Source organism: Saccharibacillus sp. O23 (assembly GCF_002205895.1).
Taxonomy (GTDB): Bacteria; Bacillota; Bacilli; order Paenibacillales; family Paenibacillaceae; genus Saccharibacillus.
Genome location: NZ_NJDE01000014.1, coordinates 159,196 through 176,806, shown reverse-complemented (window position 1 = coordinate 176,806; position 17,611 = coordinate 159,196). Strand labels below are relative to the sequence as shown.

Sequence of the window (17,611 nt, the reverse complement as noted above, 5' to 3'; positions counted from 1 at the left end):
CGATCGCGTCCGCCTCGAACGCGATCGAAGTATCTTGCGGTCTTACATGTTGTTGTGGAACGTACGGTTGATGACGTCCATTTGTTGTTCGCGAGTCAGTTTGATGAAGTTTACCGCATAACCCGATACGCGGATCGTCAACTGCGGATAGTTTTCCGGATGGTTCATGGCGTCGATCAGCTGTTCGCGGTCGAACACGTTGACGTTCAAGTGGTGAGCGCTGCTGCCGAAGTATCCGTCCAGCATCGCGACCAAGTTCGATTTGCGCGTTTCTTCTTCTTTGCCCAGTGCTTTAGGCACGATCGAGAAGGTGTTCGAGATGCCGTCGAGGCTTTCTTCGTAAGGCAGTTTGGCAACGGAGCTCAGGGATGCCAGCGCGCCTTTTTTGTCGCGTCCGTGCATCGGGTTTGCGCCCGGCGCGAACGGTTCGCCCGCTTTGCGTCCGTCCGGAGTCGTGCCGGTTTTCTTGCCGTATACGACGTTCGAAGTGATCGTCAGCACGGATTGAGTCGGCATCGCGTCGCGGTACGTTTTGTGTTTGCGGATCATGCCCATGAATTTCTCTACCAGTTGAACGGCGATTTGGTCGACGCGATCGTCGTTGTTGCCGTAGCAAGGGAATTCGCCTTCGATTTCGAAATCGACCGCGATGCCTTTTTCGTTGCGGATCGGTTTGACTTTGGCGTATTTGATCGCGCTCAGGGAGTCCGCCGCTACCGACAGGCCGGCGATTCCGCAAGCCATCGTACGCAGGATATCGCGGTCATGCAGCGCCATCTCGATGCGTTCGTAGCTGTATTTGTCGTGCATGTAGTGAATGATGTTCAGCGCGTTCAGGTACACTTTGGACAGCCATTCCATCATCGGGATATAACGTTTCATGACTTCGTCGTATTCGAGATATTCGGAAGTGATGGCCGGGAATTCCGGTCCGACTTGTTCGCCGGATTTTTCGTCTTTACCGCCGTTGATCGCGTACAGCAGCGTTTTTGCCAAGTTGGCGCGCGCGCCGAAGAATTGCATTTGTTTGCCGATGCGCATTGCGGATACGCAGCAGGCGATACCGTAGTCGTCGCCGTAGATCGGACGCATCAGGTCGTCGTTTTCGTATTGGATGGAGCTGGTTTCGATCGATACTTTCGCGCAGTATTTTTTGAACGCGTCAGGCAGTTGTTCCGACCAGAGAACCGTCAGGTTCGGTTCCGGTGCGGGTCCCAGATTGTACAGAGTGTGCAGGAAGCGGAAGCTGCTCTTCGTAACGCGAGTCGTTCCGTCTACGGCCATGCCGCCGATCGATTCCGTTACCCAAGTCGGGTCGCCGCTGAACAGTTCGTTGTAGTCCGGCGTGCGCAGGAATTTCACGATACGCAGTTTCATGACGAAGTGGTCGACCAGTTCTTGAGCCGTTTCTTCGGTCAGCGTGCCTTCTGCCAGATCGCGCTGCACGTAGATGTCGAGGAACGAAGATACGCGTCCGAGCGACATTGCCGCGCCGTTTTGTTCTTTGACGGCTGCGAGGTAGCCGAAGTATACCCATTGGAAAGCTTCTTTGGCGTTGGTTGCCGGTTTGGAGATGTCCATGCCGTGCATAGCTGCCATTTCTTTCAATTCGCCCAGAGCGCGGAATTGTTCGGAAATTTCTTCGCGAAGACGAATCGTGTTCTCGTCCATGCCGTCGCCGACCGTTTCATTGTGTTCCCGCTGTTTTTGTTTCATCAGGAAGTCTACGCCGTACAGCGCTACGCGGCGATAGTCGCCGATGATGCGGCCGCGGCCGTAAGCATCCGGAAGGCCGGTGACGATGCCGGATTTGCGAGCTGCTCGAATTTCCGGCGTGTAAGCATCGAATACGCCTTGGTTGTGCGTTTTGCGAATATTGGTGAACGTATCGACGATAAATTGCGGAACTTCGAAGCCGTAAGCTTTGCAAGCGTCGATGACCATCCGAATGCCGCCGTAAGGTTGAATCGCGCGTCTGAACGGCGCGTCCGTTTGTACCCCTACGATTTGTTCTTTTTCTTTATCCAAGTAACCAGGTCCGTGAGATACGATCGAAGCCGGCGTGTTGACGTCAACGTCCCATACTCCGCCTCTTTCTCTTTCTTCTTTGGACAGCTGGGAAACGATTTTCCAGAGATCGTTCGTATTTTGCGTAGGGCCCGCCAAGAATTCTTCGCTGCCCGTGTAAGGGGTAAGGTTTTCGTCGATGAAGTTTTTGGTGTCAACGTGGTTGGTCCACTTTCCGCCTTTAAAACCTCTCCAAGCTTCTGCGTTTGCGCCTGTAATTTCTCTTTCGATAACCGACATGTGATTACCTCCATTTTGTATGTTTTACTGAGATCACGATTGAGAGAGGCATACCGTGTCTCCACTTCAGATCCCGTGTCGCCGGTGAGTTGCCAACAAAGTGAAAAATATCACATTTATCGAAAGACTTCGGCTTGCTGTGTTGGCTGATCTCAGGTTGTGTTGGGGACCTTCATGGCCTTATTATGCGCTCATCGTTCTCGAGATACTGTGAGGTTTGTCACACTGAGACGATTTTTTATGATTTTTATCACTTTTAGAGTCGCTTTCAGAAAAACACTGCAAAAAATGACTGATTTCCATTTCCCTATTCTTTGCTTGCTTTCTGCATCAAAAGCGAAAAAAAGCGGCGCATTCACCGAAGTGAGCGCGCCGCCGAGAGTAAACCAAGGAGTGATCCCAATCAAAAGAACATGTTCGGTCGAGACTTGGCGAATCTTAGTCTTCGAATCTGCCGTAGAAGGCGTCGCGGTAGACGTCGGCCAGTTCGGTTACGAGCGGCAGTTTAGGGTTAGCCGTCGTGCATTGGTCTTCGAACGCGCGGTCAGCCAGGTAATCGACGCGCGATTCGAATTGTTTGGCATCGAAGCCGAGTTCTTGGAACGTAGCCGGAATGCCCAGTTTTTCGTTCATTTCGCGAATCGCTTTGATCAAGCTCTTCACGCCTTCTTCCGTCGTTCTGGCCGGCAGACCCAAGATGCGGGCGATTTCGGCATAACGTTCGTCGGCTACGAAGTGCGTGTATTTAGGGAACGAAGCGAATTTCGACGGTTTCTTCGCGTTGTAGCGGATAACGTGCGGCATCAGGATCGCGTTGGTGCGTCCGTGCGCCGTATGGTATTCGCCGCCCCATTTGTGCGCCAAGCTGTGGTTGATGCCCAAGAACGCGTTCGCGAACGCCATACCTGCGAGCGTCGAAGCATTGTGCATTTTTTCGCGTGCTACTTTATCGCCGGTCAGCGCCGATTTTTCCAAGTTGGCAAAGACCAGTTGGATCGCTTTGATCGCCAGACCGTCGGTGTAGTCGCTCGCCATAACCGATACGTAAGCTTCGATGGCGTGCGTCAGGACGTCCATGCCTGTATCGGCTACCGCTACTTTAGGCAGCGAGTAGACGAATTCCGGATCGACGATCGCTACGTCCGGAGTCAGCTCGTAGTCGGCCAGCGGATATTTGGTGTTGCCGTTTTCTTTGTCGGTGATGACGGCGAACGAAGTGACTTCCGAACCCGTACCCGAAGTGGTCGGAATCGCGACGAATTTCGCTTTGCGGCCCAGACGCGGATATTTGTAGATCCGTTTGCGAATATCCATGAATTTTTGTTTCAGGTTGTTGAAGTCGGTATCCGGATATTCATAGAACAACCACATGCCTTTGGCTGCGTCCATCGGCGAACCGCCGCCCAGCGCGATGATGCAGTCCGGTTGGAAACTTTCCATCATGGCGCGGCCGCGTTCCACCGTCGTTGTCGACGGATCCGGTTCGACTTCCGAGAAGACTTCGATCGCGACCGGAGTTTGGCGTTGACGCAGGAAGTGCTGCACTCTTTCGACATAGCCCAGTTGTACCATCATAGGGTCGGTTACGATTGCTACACGAGTGATGTCCGGCATTTTAGCCAGATATTGCGTCGCGTTCTTCTCGAAATAGATCTTATCCGGTACTTTGAACCATTGCATATTCACGGTACGACGCGCCACCCTTTTCACGTTAATCAGGTTCACTGCGGTTACGTTCGACGAAGTCGAGTTGCGGCCGTACGATCCGCAGCCCAGCGTCAGCGAAGGCAGGTTCGTGTTGTAGATGTCGCCGATCGCGCCGTGCGTCGAAGGCGAGTTGACGATAATGCGGCCGGTTTGCAGGCGGTTCGCGAAGCGTTGGATCACGGCGTCGTCGTTCGAGTGGATCGCCGACGAGTGGCCCATGCCGCCGAATTCGACGACTTCAGCCGCGCGAGCGATACCTTCGTCAGCCGTTTTTACTTTATAGCAAGCCAGAACCGGGCTCAATTTTTCGGCGGACAGCGGATATTTCGTGCCTACCCCTTCGATTTCGGCAACCAGAATTTTCGTGGTAGCCGGAACGGTGATGCCGGCCATTTCGGCAATTTTGACAGCCGATTGTCCGACGATCGCCGGGTTGACCGCGCATTTTTCCACGTTCATCGCACTCGGCGTCAGTTTGGCGATTTCTTCTTTATTCAGGAAGTAACAGCCGTTTGCAATCATTTTCTTTTTAACTTGATCGAAAATAGGTTCTTCGATGATCACCGCTTGTTCCGACGCGCAGATCATGCCGTTGTCGAACGATTTGGACAGGATCAGGTCGGTTACCGCTTGATCGATATCGGCCGTTTTTTCGATGAAGGCCGGTACGTTGCCCGGGCCTACGCCGAGCGCCGGTTTGCCGCAGCTGTAAGCCGCACGGACCATTGCGCCGCCGCCTGTCGCCAGGATCAACGCTACCTCGTCGTGATTCATCAGGATGTTCGTTTTGTCCATCGAAGGTTTGTCGATCCATTGGATGCAGCCTTCCGGCGCGCCCGCTTTGACTGCGGCTTCGTGAAGGATTCTTGCGGCTTCCGAACTGCAGTATTGCGCCGACGGGTGGAATCCGAATATAATAGGGTTACGCGTTTTGATCGAGATCAGCGATTTGAACATCGTTGTGGAGGTCGGGTTGGTGACTGGAGTGATGCCCATTACGATGCCGACCGGCTCCGCGATCTTCTGGAAGCTATCGTATTCGTTGTCTTCGATGACGCCTACAGTCTTATCGTTTTTGATGCTGTGGTAGATGTATTCCGTTGCGAAGAGATTCTTGGTGATCTTGTCTTCGTACACGCCGCGTTTCGTTTCTTCGATCGCGATCTTGGCGAGATACATGTGCTTGTCCAGGCCGGCCAGGGCCATCGCTTGCACGATCGTATCGATTTGCGCTTGATCCATTTGCATGAATGCTTCTTGCGCTTTTTTCGCCTTATCGATCAGCTTTTGAATTTCTTGTTCAGCGGTAAGTTCAACAGTACGGGCGGCTTCATTTTTCACTGCCATTTCCCTCATCCTCCTCGAGATGTTTGCGTTGTTTTCTCTACGCCACTGATCATAGCACACCGTTTTTGGTTTGGGAAGTGAAAATTTTCACAAAATATTTTTCGTCTATTTCCCTTTTCCGCGAGCTTGCGTTTGTCCTCTTTTCCCTTCATTAATGGCGTCCGGAACAAGGCGGAACACGCCCTACAAAAAAAGTTCAAATTCTGTGTTACGGATGCTTTTCCTCGAAATCGTTCGATCCAAAAACCCCGTTTATGCTGCCGAATGCCTTCCGCGGCTCCGTTTTCTTTTGCCGAATCCGCGACGTACGGACTTGCCGAAAGTCTCCGAAAAGAAGTCTAAAAATTTATACAAAAAATTGCGTAATATCAATTGACAAAACCTCCTCCATCCTGCATGATAAAGATGTAAAGTGAAAAAAGTCACAAAGTTTGATATTTCGACACTATTTTGCGGATCAGAATACTCCAAAAACTTGAAATTTTCGGTTATAATTAATTTAAAATTTGATTAACGAAAAGCGTTGCTTTGTACGTCCGATAAATACCGATTCGAAGTGTGCGCTCGCGCAAAGGAGATGTTAACGATGAGCCAGTACCACCATGCCACCGATCATAGAGGGAACACCGGCTGCTTCTCGGACCAAAACATGAAACGTCTGGAAGTCGTGATGAAAGACCGTCATATTCCGGAAGGTTCGCATTTGTTCTGGGAAGGAGATCTTGCCGATAAATTGTATTACATCAAAAGAGGCCGGGTTAAGCTGACCAAATCGACCGACGAAGGCAAAGAGCTCATCCTTTACATGTACCAGTCCGACGACATGGTCGGACAGGCCGATCCTTTCTTCAGCAGCAAGCACAGTTTCACGGCCGAAGTCATCGAAGACACGGAAGTCGGCGTGATCGAACACAAAGATCTCGAAGTGTTGATCTGCCAACATTGCGATTTCGCGATCGATTTCATGAAATGGATGGGCATTCACCACCGTTTGACGCAGACCAAATTCCGCGATCTCATGATGTACGGCAAACCGGGCGCACTCTGCTCGACGCTGATTCGTCTGGGCAATACGTACGGCGAGAAGCACGGCGATACCGTCCTGATCAACAAGAAAATTACGCACACCGACCTGTCGAACATGATCGGCGCCACTCGCGAGAGCGTCAATCGGATGCTCAGCGATCTGCGCAAAAAAGGCGCGGTCGAATACGAAAACGGCATGATCGTCATCACCGACCTCGGCATGCTGCAAGAAGTGTGCCACTGCGAACTTTGCCCCAACGAAATTTGCCGGATCTGAGCGATCCGGCTTTTTGGCGTTTTGCTGTTCGATTAGCGCATATCTTTCTTTTCCGTCGATCAGGATTTCTCCAGCGTCAATTCCACGTAATCTCCCGGCTGAAGCTGCATATCCAACCCGCGATCCGGATTCAATTCTTTCCCGTTCACCTTCAGAACCCAGCGTTCTTGAGGCTTCGTCATGTATCCTTCTTGCGCGTCGGGACTCGGCTTGACGAGACGAATCGCCCGATCGTTCTCCGACATCGTCACCAATCCGCTGGCTTTGAGAACGTCGCGAACCATCGTGCCTTCTTTGTAAGGATGCGCATACGAACCTCCCAATCCGGCATGTTCGTCGCCGCCGCTGATCAGCAGCGTATTGACCGGTTCCCCTTCGTTCCCCGGCGCTTCGATGTAGAGCAGGATCTCGTCTCCGGGCTGCACGCGCAAGCTGTAATTGTTGTTCGCGACCGCTTTTCCGTTCTGCTTGACCGCCCAGACCAGTTCGGAATGCAGTTCCGTATCGTCAACCGAAGCGATATGCCCGTAATTATCGAACTGGACGATTCCGCTGCGCTCCAGAGCGTCGCGAATCGTATCCTCCGTCCGGTAGACGCTGACCAGCGAGCGGTTCTCGTTAGGCATATAGATGCCTCCGTCAACGACCAATCTGAAGTTTTGGCCGCTGCCCGCTTCGGTATCGCTGCCGGCTGCCGTTCCGGAGTCTTGATGCCGAACGAGCAGCGCTGTCGCGGCTGCCGCAACGACAAGCAGAACGGCAAGCGCGAACAGCAGGATGCGCTGATCGGGAAGCCTGATTTTTGTCCGCATAAGCTTCGGTTCCTTCCTTCCCGAATCAAGCCGCGTATCGGCTTCGGGCAGATGTTCTTGCTTGAACACGATCTTCTTCATTGTAACAAATCCGACCGGCTTTTCTCAAATAAGCGAAGACGAATCCGGCAGGGCGATCGAGGATCGAGCGCAAAAAAAGAACCCCTGTCAAAAGGGGTTCTCCGCGAATGCCGCTTCGTCTATTCGACCCAGCTCTCCGCCCATTGTTGAATCTGCTGCATAACCGGCTGAAGAGCACGGCCTTTCTCCGTCAATTCGTATTCGATGCGAACCGGAGTCTCCGGATAAACGTGACGCACCAGAATGCCTTCGGCTTCCAGATCTTTCATCCGTTCCGACAGCATTTTATCGCTCATCATCGGGATTTGGTTCGAAATATCTTTGAAGCGCTTAGGACCGCTCATCAATGTCTGAATGATCAGACCGTTCCAACGTTTGCCCAAGAAAGAAAAGGCGCTCTCGAACCGTGGACACAACTGCATTTGAATCTCGTTTTTTTGCTCTATCATAGATGATCACCTCTTAGAAGATTCCCTCTGAAGAGAAGCTTACGTTTTGTTAGTTTATTTCATATTAACACATTTCCAAGAAAAAGAAAATGCTTTTAAGAATTATTTTTTGTCGCCAAAAAATCCCGAAGCGTCGTCAAATCGCGTTCGATAACCGCCTCCAGCGAACGGTTATAAATGACCGCGGCCGGGTGATACAGCGGAAAAATCGAATACGTGCGTTCTCCGAATACGTAGTCCGAACGCGGATCGCTCGGATCTTCCAGCCGCAGAATCGGTCCTTCGATGACTTTGCCGTGCAGCGAAGAGATGGTCTCGTGACTGCCGATCAGTCGATGCAGCCCGATATTGCCCATCGGAACGATCACACGAGGTTGGACAAGCTCGATCTCCGCGTCCAATATGGCGGCGTGCGCCCGCACTTCGTTCTTGGTCGGCGTCCGGTTCGAGCGGCTGATCCGCGGCGCGCTTCCGGCCGGCGTGCCCGCCGCTACTTTGTCCTTGAACGGACGGCTTCGTACCGCGCTGGAGATATAGAGATCTTCTCTCGTCAATCCCAACTTCTCCAGATATTCCTCCAATACCTTGCCCGCCTGCCCGGTAAAAGGCCGTCCTTCAACGATCTCCGTCGCTCCGGGCGCTTCTCCGACAAGCATGATCTTGGCCGGGATGGCTCCCTGACCGAGCAGAAAACCTTCCAGGTCATAACCTTCGGCTCGATGCAGACATTCCTTGATGATCTCTTCCGCCACCGGCGCGCTGCCGAACGTGACTTCCATAACCATCCCCCCTTTTTCGCTCGTTACCTTCTTGTTAACCGGTATTATTCTTATTTTACCCCAAATGCGATAATGCGCAACCTCGCTTTTGAGAACGCTTTCTTTCATTATAAATAGAAAACCGCTTTTTCGCTAAAAGCGAAAAAGCGGCGTCTTTTGTCCGACTTCGGGTTACCTCGATCAACGTATTCTTCCGTGTACGATTGCCGTAGAACAGCCTTTGCGAATCAGACCAATTCCGGAGCGTGCAGCGGACGCAGAGGTTGGGAATGGCCGTATACCGGTTTTGCGGCAGTCGACGGATAAGCCCAACGAACGGAATTCGCGATGACGCGAATGATCTCCGGATTGTAATAAGTCGGGTACGTCTCGTGTCCCGGACGGAAGTAGAAGATTTTGCCCGAACCGCGACGGAACGTGCAACCGCTGCGGAAGACTTCGCCGCCCGAGAAGTTGCTGATGAAGACGATCTCGTCCGGCGTCGGAATATCGAAGAATTCGCCGTACATTTCTTCGTGTTCCAAGATGATGTTCTCGCCGATTCCTTCTACGATCGGGTGCGAAGGATTGACGGCCCACAGAATTTCCTGTTCGCCGGCTTCGCGCCATTTCAGATCGCAGCCCGTGCCCATCAGCTTTTTGAAAGGCTTGGAGAAGTGCCCGGAGTGCAGCACGATCAAGCCCATGCCTTCGCGTACTCTTTGCGCCACGGCTTCGGCGATCGAATCGTCGACCAGCTCGTGCGCCATATGGCCCCACCAGAGCATGACGTCGGTCGATTCCAGCACTTCGCGCGTCAAGCCGTGATCGTCTTGATCGAGCGTGCAGGTGCGGATGTTGAATCCTTCGGGCATCAGGGCGCGTTCGAGTTGTTTATGGATTCCGTCCGGATATACGGCTTTGACTTCTTCGTCTCTGACTTCGTGTACGAATTCGTTCCAGATGGTTACGTTGATCATTGTCGGTATCCCCTTAGTTATGACTGTTTAGTTTGGCTTATCTTAGACCCACCACATTTCTCCCGCAGGCTCTTCGATAAGAATCTGCTGGAGATTGCGGACGGCTTTGCCGAAGCCTTCGTCTACGGACATCAAGCCGTCTTCGTGTTCGATGCTGACGACGTAATCGTAATTTTGCAAACGCAGTTCGCTGATCATGTCCGACCAGACTTTGAGGTCGTGACCGTAGCCGACGCTGCGGAAGTTCCAAGCGCGGTCTTGCATCAATGTATAAGATTGCATATCGGTCAAACCGTGCATGTTCACGTTATTTTGGTCGATCGTGATGTCTTTGGCATGGAAGTGGTGAATAGCGCCCGCGCGTCCCAGAATGCGGATCGCTTGGACCGGATCGATGCCCTGCCACCACATATGGCTCGGGTCGAGGTTGGCGCCTACGGCTTCGCAAGTCGCTTCGCGAAGTCGCAGCAGCGTGGCCGGCGTATGGGCCGAGAAACCGCCGTGCAGCTCGATGCCGACTTTGACGCCGCGGTCTTGCGCGAACTTACCCGCTTCTTTCCAGTAAGGAATGACTTTGTTTTCCCACTGCCATTTCAAGATGTCTTGGTAGTCGTTCGGCCACGGCGCGACCGGCCAGTTCGGGTATTTCGCGTCTTCGTGATCGCCCGGGCAGCCGGAGAACGTGTTGACGACCGGCACTTCCAGACGCTGCGCCAACTCGACGCTTTTCAGGAACACGTCGTGATCGGCTTGAGCAAGAGCTTTTTGCGGATGAAGCGGGTTGCCGTGGCAGCTCAGCGCGCTGATGATGAGTCCGCGCGATTCGACCGCCTTTTTGAACGCGTCCAATTTGGACTTGTCGGCGAGCAGTTCTTCCGGTTTGCAGTGTACGTTGCCGGGATGGCCTCCCGTAGGGATTTCTACCGCTTTAAGCCCTTTTTCCGCCACATAATCGAGTGCCTCTTCGAATCCCCGTTCGTTGAACAGGACCATGAATACTCCAAGCTTCACTAACCGAACCTCCCTGATTATTATATCCGTATTTTGACGCTGATCTGAATAGGAAAGAGGTGCGAAAAAGCCCCTCTTTCCTTTTTATTCCGACTAGCGAATTGTACCCATTTTCTTAGTCGAAGTATACGGCTTTCCCAGTCTTCGCCGATTCGTAGATCGCTTCGAGAATCTGCGTGACCACGAGGGCTTGTTCCGGCTTGACGACCGGATCTTTGTCTTCCAAGATCGCTTCGAGCCATTGACGCGCTTCGCGGTCTTCCGCTTTCTCCGAACCGCCGTCGTAGAACGCCACGCCGCCGGAGCCGAAATCGACTTTCGTCTCGATCAGGCGGCTGCGGTTCTCGCCGTTGATATGCAGGCCGTCCATCATGTCGGCGCCGCCTTCGGTTCCGCAGAGCAGCGTCTGCGCTTCGCCGAATTTGCGCACGTTCAGCGCCCAGCTCGATTCGAGCACGATCGTCGCGCCGTTCTCCATCTTGACGAAACCGAACGCGGAATCTTCGACTTTGAATTGTTCCGGATCCCAAGGTCCGAACGCGTTGGCCGCATTTTCCCGGCTGCCGAGTTTGTGGAACGTCGAACCCATGACGCTCTGCGGTTTGTAATTGTCCATCAACCAGAGCGTCAGGTCAAGCGCGTGCGTGCCGATATCGATCAGCGGTCCTCCGCCTTGTTTTTCTTCGTCGAGGAATACGCCCCAAGTCGGAACGGCGCGGCGGCGAAGCGCGATGGCTTTGCCGAAATAGATGTCGCCGAGCTCGCCTTTTTCGCACATGTCTTTCAGATGCAGGCTGTCGTCGCGGAAACGGTTCTGATACGCGATGGACAGCTTTTTGCCGGTACGGTTCGCCGCTTCGATCATCGAACGCGCTTCTTCCGTCGTCTTGGCCATCGGTTTCTCGCACAGAACGTGCTTGCCGGCTTCCAGCGCCGCGATCGTGATCTCGGCATGGGAATCGTTCGGCGTGCAGACGTGAACGACTTCGATGCTTTCGTCTTTCAGCAGTTCCGTATAGTCGGTGTAAACTTTGGCTCCTTCGGCGCCGTATTGATCGGCGGCTTCTTGGGCGCGGGTTTCGATCAGATCGCAGAAAGCGACCAGTACGGCTTTGTCTTGTCTCGACAGGGCGGGCAGGTGTTTTCCGTTGGCGATGCCTCCGCATCCGATTACGGCGACGTTAAGCGTTTTAGACATTCAATTTTGCTCCTTCAGCTGCGTATTTTTTGATCCATTCCATGCTGACGGCGATACTCTCGAGCGGCTTGCCGCCCGCGCAGTAATCCTGCTCCACGACGATCCAGTCCACGCCGGCTTCGATCGCGGCGTCCGCGATGTCCGCGAGGTTCACTTCGCCCGTGCCGAGTTCGGCCGTGATCGCTTTGCCGTCGGCGTCGCGGGTCATGTCTTTCAGGTGGATGATCGGCAGGCGTCCTTTGTAACGCTCGATGTATTCGACCGGATCGTAACCGCCGTAATGCACCCAACAGGTATCCATTTCGACTTTCAGGTCTTCGGCCGGAACCGCTTCGTACATCGCGTCGAATACCGGTTTGCCGTCGACTTCTTCGGTCATTTCGAAGTCGTGGTTATGGTAGCACAGCACGCCTCCCTGTTCGCGGGTGCGGGCGCCGAGCTTTTTGAGGTTCTCGAACACTTCGCCCCATGCGCGGTCTTCTTCGACCATGTAAGGAACGATCAGGGTGTCGTTGCCGATTTGTTTGTTGTAAGCCAGTTCTTCGTCCAGGTGTTCCAGCAGCTGCCGATAACCGGTATGCGTACCGAGCGCGACAAGCCCCAGCTCGTCGAGGATCGATTTGACTTCTTCCGCGCCGCGACCGAAAAAGGTATGGAATTCCACGCCTTTATAACCCAGAGCGGCTACTTTTTCGAGCGTTCCGCGGAAGTCTTTCTCCATCTCTTCGCGTACGGTGTACAGCTGCAATCCTACTTTAGCCATTGTGAGATCCACCTTTTCTTCGAATTATAATTTGAGCGAATCGTGTCTTGCGGCCGGAACTTTGTACGAGCTCTCCAGCGTGATATGCCGACTCTCCGCCGAGGAGCGCATAAAGGCGTGCATCGCTTCCAGCACATGATACGCCAGTTCTCCGCCGGCCCGGTGCCTCCGGTCTTCCCGGATGCTCTTCACCATGTCTTCGACGCCGAGGCCCCGTTCGTTCCGCGCGCTGTCGAATACCGGCTTCAACGTTTCCCAACTCTCCGAACCCGCCCGGCGCAGCCTGACGTCTCCGCCGAAGAAGTTGGGATCGGGCAAAGACAACGTTCCGGCCGTCCCGTAGATCTCCATTCTCGGCAGTTCGGTCGCGCCCCGCACGTCGAAGCTCATGATCATCGTGACGATCGGACCGCCCGCGAAATCCAGCGTGCCCGCCAGATGCGTAGGCGTCTGGACGGAAATGGGCGTGCCCGCTTTGGGTCCGGAACCGACGACGCGGTCGGGAATCTGAATCCCCGTCGACGAGCCGATCCGCTGAATCGGGCCGAGCAGATTCACGAGCGCCGTGAGATAATACGGTCCCATGTCGAACATCGGACCTCCGCCGTAAGCGTAGAAAAATTCGGGGTCGGTATGCCAACCTTCCGGTCCTCCGCCCAGCATGAACGCCGTACCGGCGACCGGCCGGCCGATCAAGCCTTCCGTGATCGCCCGCCGGGCCGTGGTGACGCCGGCTCCGAGGAACGTATCCGGCGCGCAGCCGACCCTGAGGTTCCGCCGATTCGCTTCGTCGAGGATAAGGCGCGCGTCTTCGAGCGAAACGGCAAGAGGCTTCTCGCCGTAGACGTGCTTGCCGGCTTCGAGAGCGGCCAGATGCACCGGAGCGTGGCTGGCAGGGATCGTCAGGTTGATGACCACCTCGATCGATTCGTCGGCCAGAAGCTCTTCTACCGTGCAAGCGGTTCCAATGCCGAATTCGGAAGCCCGTTCTTGCGCCTTCTCGATGAAACGGTCAGCTACGGCGACGACCTCGACCCATTCGCTTGCCGCGAGATTCTGTAAGTATATGGCACTGATATTGCCGCATCCTACGATTCCGGCCTTCATGCGTGTCATGAGAACACCACTCCTTCGTGTCGATTGCCGAGTCGCTTTCCTCTCGGAAACTCTCTCGCTTTCGCTTGCTCGTGGTTGGCTCGAACTCATGGTATTACAAATCGTTTTGTATTAAAATGAAGAATATAATCGAAACATGAACAATCTGGTCATTATTTTATTTTCTCAAGGAGCAGCCGATATGCATACGACCGAACCCGCCTGCCAGGTTCTCATGGCAGGATTTTCCTTCCATCGAACGCCGTTCCATGTCCATCGGACCGAGGGACTCGGCAGCTACCTGTTTCGCCTTCAGACCGACGGAACTTCCGAAGCGCTCGTCGACGGACGCATGCAGTTGGTCGAAGCCGGAGACCTGCTGCTGTACGGACCCGACGATACGTACGAACTGAAGATTTTCCCGCCCGCTCCGTCGGGCAGCCGCGAGCGTCCTATGGAGAGCGGCGATTATCACATCTTTTTCGACGGCGAATGGATCGACCGTTGGTGGAACGAACGCAAGCGTCCGACCAAGATCAACATTCCGCTCAGCGAAGGCTTGATCGGCCTGTTCCGCCAGATCGTGATCGAACAGCGGCGCATTTCCAATCCCGATCCGCGAATCTCCGATTATTATCTGCGTATCCTGTGCCTCGAAATGGACCGCTTGATCAACGAACAACCGATTTCCTCGGGCAAAACGTTCTTGGCCCATCGCATCAAGCATTACATCGAAGAAAACGCCTCTTCGCTGTTCAAGCTCGAAGACGTCGCCGCGCACGTGGATACCAGCGTGTCGCGCTGCGTGCATCTGTTCAAAGATACGTTCGGCATCAGCATCATGCAGTACGCGCTCGAAGTCCGGCTCGACATGGCCAAAGAACGGATCGTGTTCAGCCCGATGCCGCTCGAACAAGTCGCCGAGACTTCCGGTTTCGCGAACTATACTTACTTCCACCGCGTGTTCCGCAGCAAATTCGGAATGTCTCCCAAAGAGTTCCGGCATACGCGGCAGGAAAAAATGTAAACCGACTCCCTGCCGGCATGACGAACAGCCCGCGAACGCCGCCGACCTTCCGGCAGGTTCGCGGGCTGTTTGCCGCCAAAACGAACAAGCATATTCCGGCAGGCGGTTACTTCCGCTTGTCGCGCTCGCGCTGCTCGATCGCTTCGGACACGACCATGCCCAGATCTTCGTTGCCGAACATCGTGAGCACGCCGAGCAGCGTATCGTCCGTGATATCGCCGGCTTCTTCTTTGGATACGGTCAATTCCATCACCCGCGCAAGACGCTCGTTCGCGATCTGCTCGGGATACGCTCGGCCGTAGAGCTCGACCGGATCCAGATCGTTGTTGATGCACCACTGGGCATAGACGAGAATCATCATATCCTCTTCCTGCCGATAGACCTGCACGATCTTCTCCTGCGTTTCTTTCTCGATCTCCCGGCGTCCTTCGGCGCTGTCGTAGCGCTCGTAATCGACGTCCCGGTTCTCGTCGTAATCGTTCATGATGACGAACCTCCCTGTTTGATTTTCCCGTCAAAAAGACTTCGCGGCCCGTTCCGCCCATTCGTGCGATCCGAGCACCCGATCGGCCCGTACTTCGCAGAGCTCGGGCGTATCCAGCGTGTCCAGAAAATGCTGCACGACGCCTTCGAAACCGCGCCGCCGCAGCACGGTATCCCAACTGCCGAAACCGCGTTCCTGCGGCCGGCCGCCGGCTTCGGCGAACGAAGCGCGCTCCAGATCCTCCACGACCGCCGTGCGGCCCGCGCCGTGCAGCTCCAAGCGTTCGAAGTCGCGGCCGGCCGAACGCGCCATGCCGTAACTGCCGATTCCGCCGCCGAACCGCAGCGTGCCGAACGCCTGAAGCATCCGGCCTTCGGCGTCCGTATCCAGCACGCCCGACAGCGCTCGCCCTTTCCCTCCGCTCAGCCAGAACAGCAGATCGAGCATATGAATCAAATCGTCGTAGACCGTATCGCGCGCCGGCCGGTTATGAAGAGCGATGCGATGCTTGGCCGCATGGACCTGCGCGAGTTCGCCGGCTTCTTCGATCCACTGTTTGGCTTGCCTGTACAGCGGCGCGAACCGGCGGTTGAACCCTACGGCGAGCAGCAGGCCTCGGGCTTCCGCCGCGGCCGCCATCGCGCGGCTCTCCGCGAGCTCCGTCGACAACGGCTTGTCCACATAGACCGGCAGGTCGGCTTCGAGGCAGCTCAGAACGATGGCGGAATGGGATTCCGTGGCGCTGTGCACGAAGACGGCGTCCAGATCCCAATTCGCCAGATCGCCGATCTTCGTCGACGCGTTCGGAATCCGGTACCGCTCCGCCGTCGTCCGGATTCGAGCTTCGCTGCGGCTGACGATTCCCGCGATTTGCGCATCCGCATGTCCGGCGAGCAGCGGCAGGTACACTTTCTCCGCGATGCCTCCGATTCCGACCAGAGCGACGCGTTTTCTCCGTTTGCTTGCTCCTCGATCCGCTTTCGTTTCCATCTTGTTCCTCCGCTTCGTTCGCTTTCGTTCGGCGGGCGATCTTTTGCCCGACGCCGTTCCCTTTTTGAGTATACCCGGCGCGGTTCCGGTTGGCAAAACGCTTTTCGCGCTGATTCGACTGCCGTCATAACGTGTATCTAGCTGTGAAGAGCCTCGGCAGCCAAGAAAGCGGGACACTTGCACATCGGCCGAAAAAGTTTATAATTTAAAGTATATGTTCCATTAAATTGTGCATCAAATAATCGATTCAAATAAAACCAACGGAGGGATCACTAACATGGCCGATTATCCATCTTCCATGATCGAAAAAGCAACGTTTGCGGGAGGCTGCTTCTGGTGCATGGTCACCCCGTTCGAAGATCTGCCGGGCATCGTCAAGGTCGTCTCGGGCTACACTGGCGGACATACGGAAAATCCGACTTACAAAGAAGTTTGTTCCGAAACCACGGGCCACGTGGAAGCCGTCCAGATTACGTATAATCCGGAACTGTTCCCTTACGAGAAACTGCTGGAGCTGTTCTGGCAGCAGATCGACCCGACCGACGCGGGCGGACAATTCCACGATCGCGGTTCGTCTTACGGCACGGCGATCTTCTATCATACCGAAGAACAGCGCATCAAAGCCGAAGCTTCCAAGAAAGCGCTCGGAGAGAGCGGACGTTTCGATAAGCCGATCGTGACGCCGATCCGCCCGGCCGAAACGTTCTACGAAGCCGAAGACTACCATCAGGACTATCACAAGAAAAATCCCGCGCACTACAACCGTTACAAAAAAGCGTCCGGACGCGAAGCGTTTATCGAAAACCACTGGAAAAAGTCTTTCGACAAAAACGAGCTGAAACAACGGTTGAGCGATATGCAGTTCAACGTCACGCAAAATAACGGAACGGAACCGGCTTTCCACAACGAGTTCTGGGATCATCACGGCGAAGGCATCTACGTCGATATCGTATCGGGCGAACCGCTGTTCAGTTCCCTCGACAAATACGATTCCGGCTGCGGCTGGCCGAGCTTCACCCGTCCGATCCGCGATTATCACGTCAAAGAGAAAGTCGATCTCAGCCACTTCATGATCCGTACCGAAGTGCGCAGCAAAGAAGCCGACTCGCATCTGGGCCACGTCTTCGACGACGGACCGGGACCGGACGGCCTGCGCTACTGCATCAATTCCGCGGCGCTGCGTTTCGTTCCGGCCGAGAAGCTCGAAGAAGAAGGCTACGGCGAATACCGCGCGATGTTCGCGCAATCGTAATTCCGCTGCTGAATGAACCGCGTTCGAAAAGAAACCCCCGACTTCCG

At 54.6% G+C, this 17,611-nt stretch carries 15 protein-coding genes; 3 read left to right on the top strand and 12 right to left on the bottom strand.

Annotated features, from left to right (window positions below):
- Nucleotides 1-42: 42 nt before the first annotated feature.
- Together pflB and adhE are read right to left on the bottom strand one after the other, a co-directional pair.
- Nucleotides 43-2,307: a formate C-acetyltransferase gene (gene pflB, locus CDO73_RS17820; RefSeq protein ID WP_088489882.1), complete on the bottom strand. Its 2,265-nt coding sequence runs from the start codon at nucleotides 2,305-2,307 to the stop codon at nucleotides 43-45.
- A gap of 438 nt (nucleotides 2,308-2,745) precedes the next feature.
- Nucleotides 2,746-5,361: a bifunctional acetaldehyde-CoA/alcohol dehydrogenase gene (gene adhE / locus CDO73_RS17815; RefSeq protein ID WP_088489881.1), complete on the bottom strand. Its 2,616-nt coding sequence runs from the start codon at nucleotides 5,359-5,361 to the stop codon at nucleotides 2,746-2,748.
- A 586-nt stretch (nucleotides 5,362-5,947) separates the two neighbouring features.
- Here adhE and CDO73_RS17810 point away from each other — a divergent pair.
- Nucleotides 5,948-6,664, top strand: a complete 717-nt coding sequence (locus CDO73_RS17810; RefSeq protein WP_088489880.1) for a Crp/Fnr family transcriptional regulator — start codon at nucleotides 5,948-5,950, stop codon at nucleotides 6,662-6,664.
- A gap of 59 nt (nucleotides 6,665-6,723) precedes the next feature.
- Here CDO73_RS17810 and CDO73_RS17805 read toward each other — a convergent pair whose 3' ends face one another.
- The 8 genes from CDO73_RS17805 to CDO73_RS17770 form a co-directional block, all read right to left on the bottom strand.
- Entirely contained in the window at nucleotides 6,724-7,476 is a 753-nt protein-coding gene (locus CDO73_RS17805; protein ID WP_143536151.1) for a hypothetical protein, read from the bottom strand.
- Between the two features lie 200 nt (nucleotides 7,477-7,676).
- A complete protein-coding gene (locus CDO73_RS17800) occupies nucleotides 7,677-8,006 on the bottom strand; it encodes a winged helix-turn-helix transcriptional regulator (RefSeq protein WP_088489878.1) in 330 nt (109 codons plus the stop codon).
- A 95-nt stretch (nucleotides 8,007-8,101) separates the two neighbouring features.
- Nucleotides 8,102-8,785 carry a uracil-DNA glycosylase gene (locus CDO73_RS17795; RefSeq protein WP_088489877.1) on the bottom strand — a complete coding sequence of 228 codons (684 nt, stop codon included), beginning with the start codon at nucleotides 8,783-8,785 and terminating at the stop codon, nucleotides 8,102-8,104.
- Between the two features lie 227 nt (nucleotides 8,786-9,012).
- Nucleotides 9,013-9,744: a ThuA domain-containing protein gene (locus CDO73_RS17790; RefSeq protein WP_088489876.1), complete on the bottom strand. Its 732-nt coding sequence runs from the start codon at nucleotides 9,742-9,744 to the stop codon at nucleotides 9,013-9,015.
- 42 nt (nucleotides 9,745-9,786) lie between these two features.
- Nucleotides 9,787-10,755, bottom strand: a complete 969-nt coding sequence (locus tag CDO73_RS17785; protein ID WP_088489875.1) for a sugar phosphate isomerase/epimerase family protein — start codon at nucleotides 10,753-10,755, stop codon at nucleotides 9,787-9,789.
- 115 nt (nucleotides 10,756-10,870) lie between these two features.
- A complete protein-coding gene (locus CDO73_RS17780) occupies nucleotides 10,871-11,953 on the bottom strand; it encodes a Gfo/Idh/MocA family protein (protein ID WP_088489874.1) in 1,083 nt (360 codons plus the stop codon).
- Nucleotides 11,946-12,716 carry a sugar phosphate isomerase/epimerase family protein gene (locus CDO73_RS17775; RefSeq protein WP_088489873.1) on the bottom strand — a complete coding sequence of 257 codons (771 nt, stop codon included), beginning with the start codon at nucleotides 12,714-12,716 and terminating at the stop codon, nucleotides 11,946-11,948. The genes CDO73_RS17780 and CDO73_RS17775 overlap by 8 nt, the downstream gene beginning before the upstream one ends.
- Nucleotides 12,717-12,740: 24 nt before the next feature.
- Nucleotides 12,741-13,832, bottom strand: coding sequence for a Gfo/Idh/MocA family protein (locus tag CDO73_RS17770; RefSeq protein ID WP_088489872.1), 1,092 nt, complete (start codon nucleotides 13,830-13,832; stop codon nucleotides 12,741-12,743).
- Nucleotides 13,833-14,013: 181 nt separating this feature from the next.
- Here CDO73_RS17770 and CDO73_RS17765 point away from each other — a divergent pair, with 181 nt between their 5' ends.
- Nucleotides 14,014-14,838, top strand: a complete 825-nt coding sequence (locus tag CDO73_RS17765) for a helix-turn-helix domain-containing protein (protein WP_088489871.1) — start codon at nucleotides 14,014-14,016, stop codon at nucleotides 14,836-14,838.
- 106 nt (nucleotides 14,839-14,944) lie between these two features.
- On the opposite strand, the gene CDO73_RS17760 is transcribed toward CDO73_RS17765, so the two are convergent.
- Nucleotides 14,945-15,199 (bottom strand): hypothetical protein, encoded by a 255-nt coding sequence (locus tag CDO73_RS17760; protein WP_256972749.1) that lies wholly within the window; start codon nucleotides 15,197-15,199, stop codon nucleotides 14,945-14,947.
- 153 nt (nucleotides 15,200-15,352) lie between these two features.
- A complete protein-coding gene (locus tag CDO73_RS17755) occupies nucleotides 15,353-16,312 on the bottom strand; it encodes a Gfo/Idh/MocA family protein (protein WP_088489870.1) in 960 nt (319 codons plus the stop codon).
- Between the two features lie 277 nt (nucleotides 16,313-16,589).
- Here CDO73_RS17755 and msrA point away from each other — a divergent pair, with 277 nt between their 5' ends.
- Entirely contained in the window at nucleotides 16,590-17,564 is a 975-nt protein-coding gene (gene msrA / locus CDO73_RS17750; protein WP_088489869.1) for a peptide-methionine (S)-S-oxide reductase MsrA, read from the top strand.
- Nucleotides 17,565-17,611 lie beyond the last annotated feature (47 nt).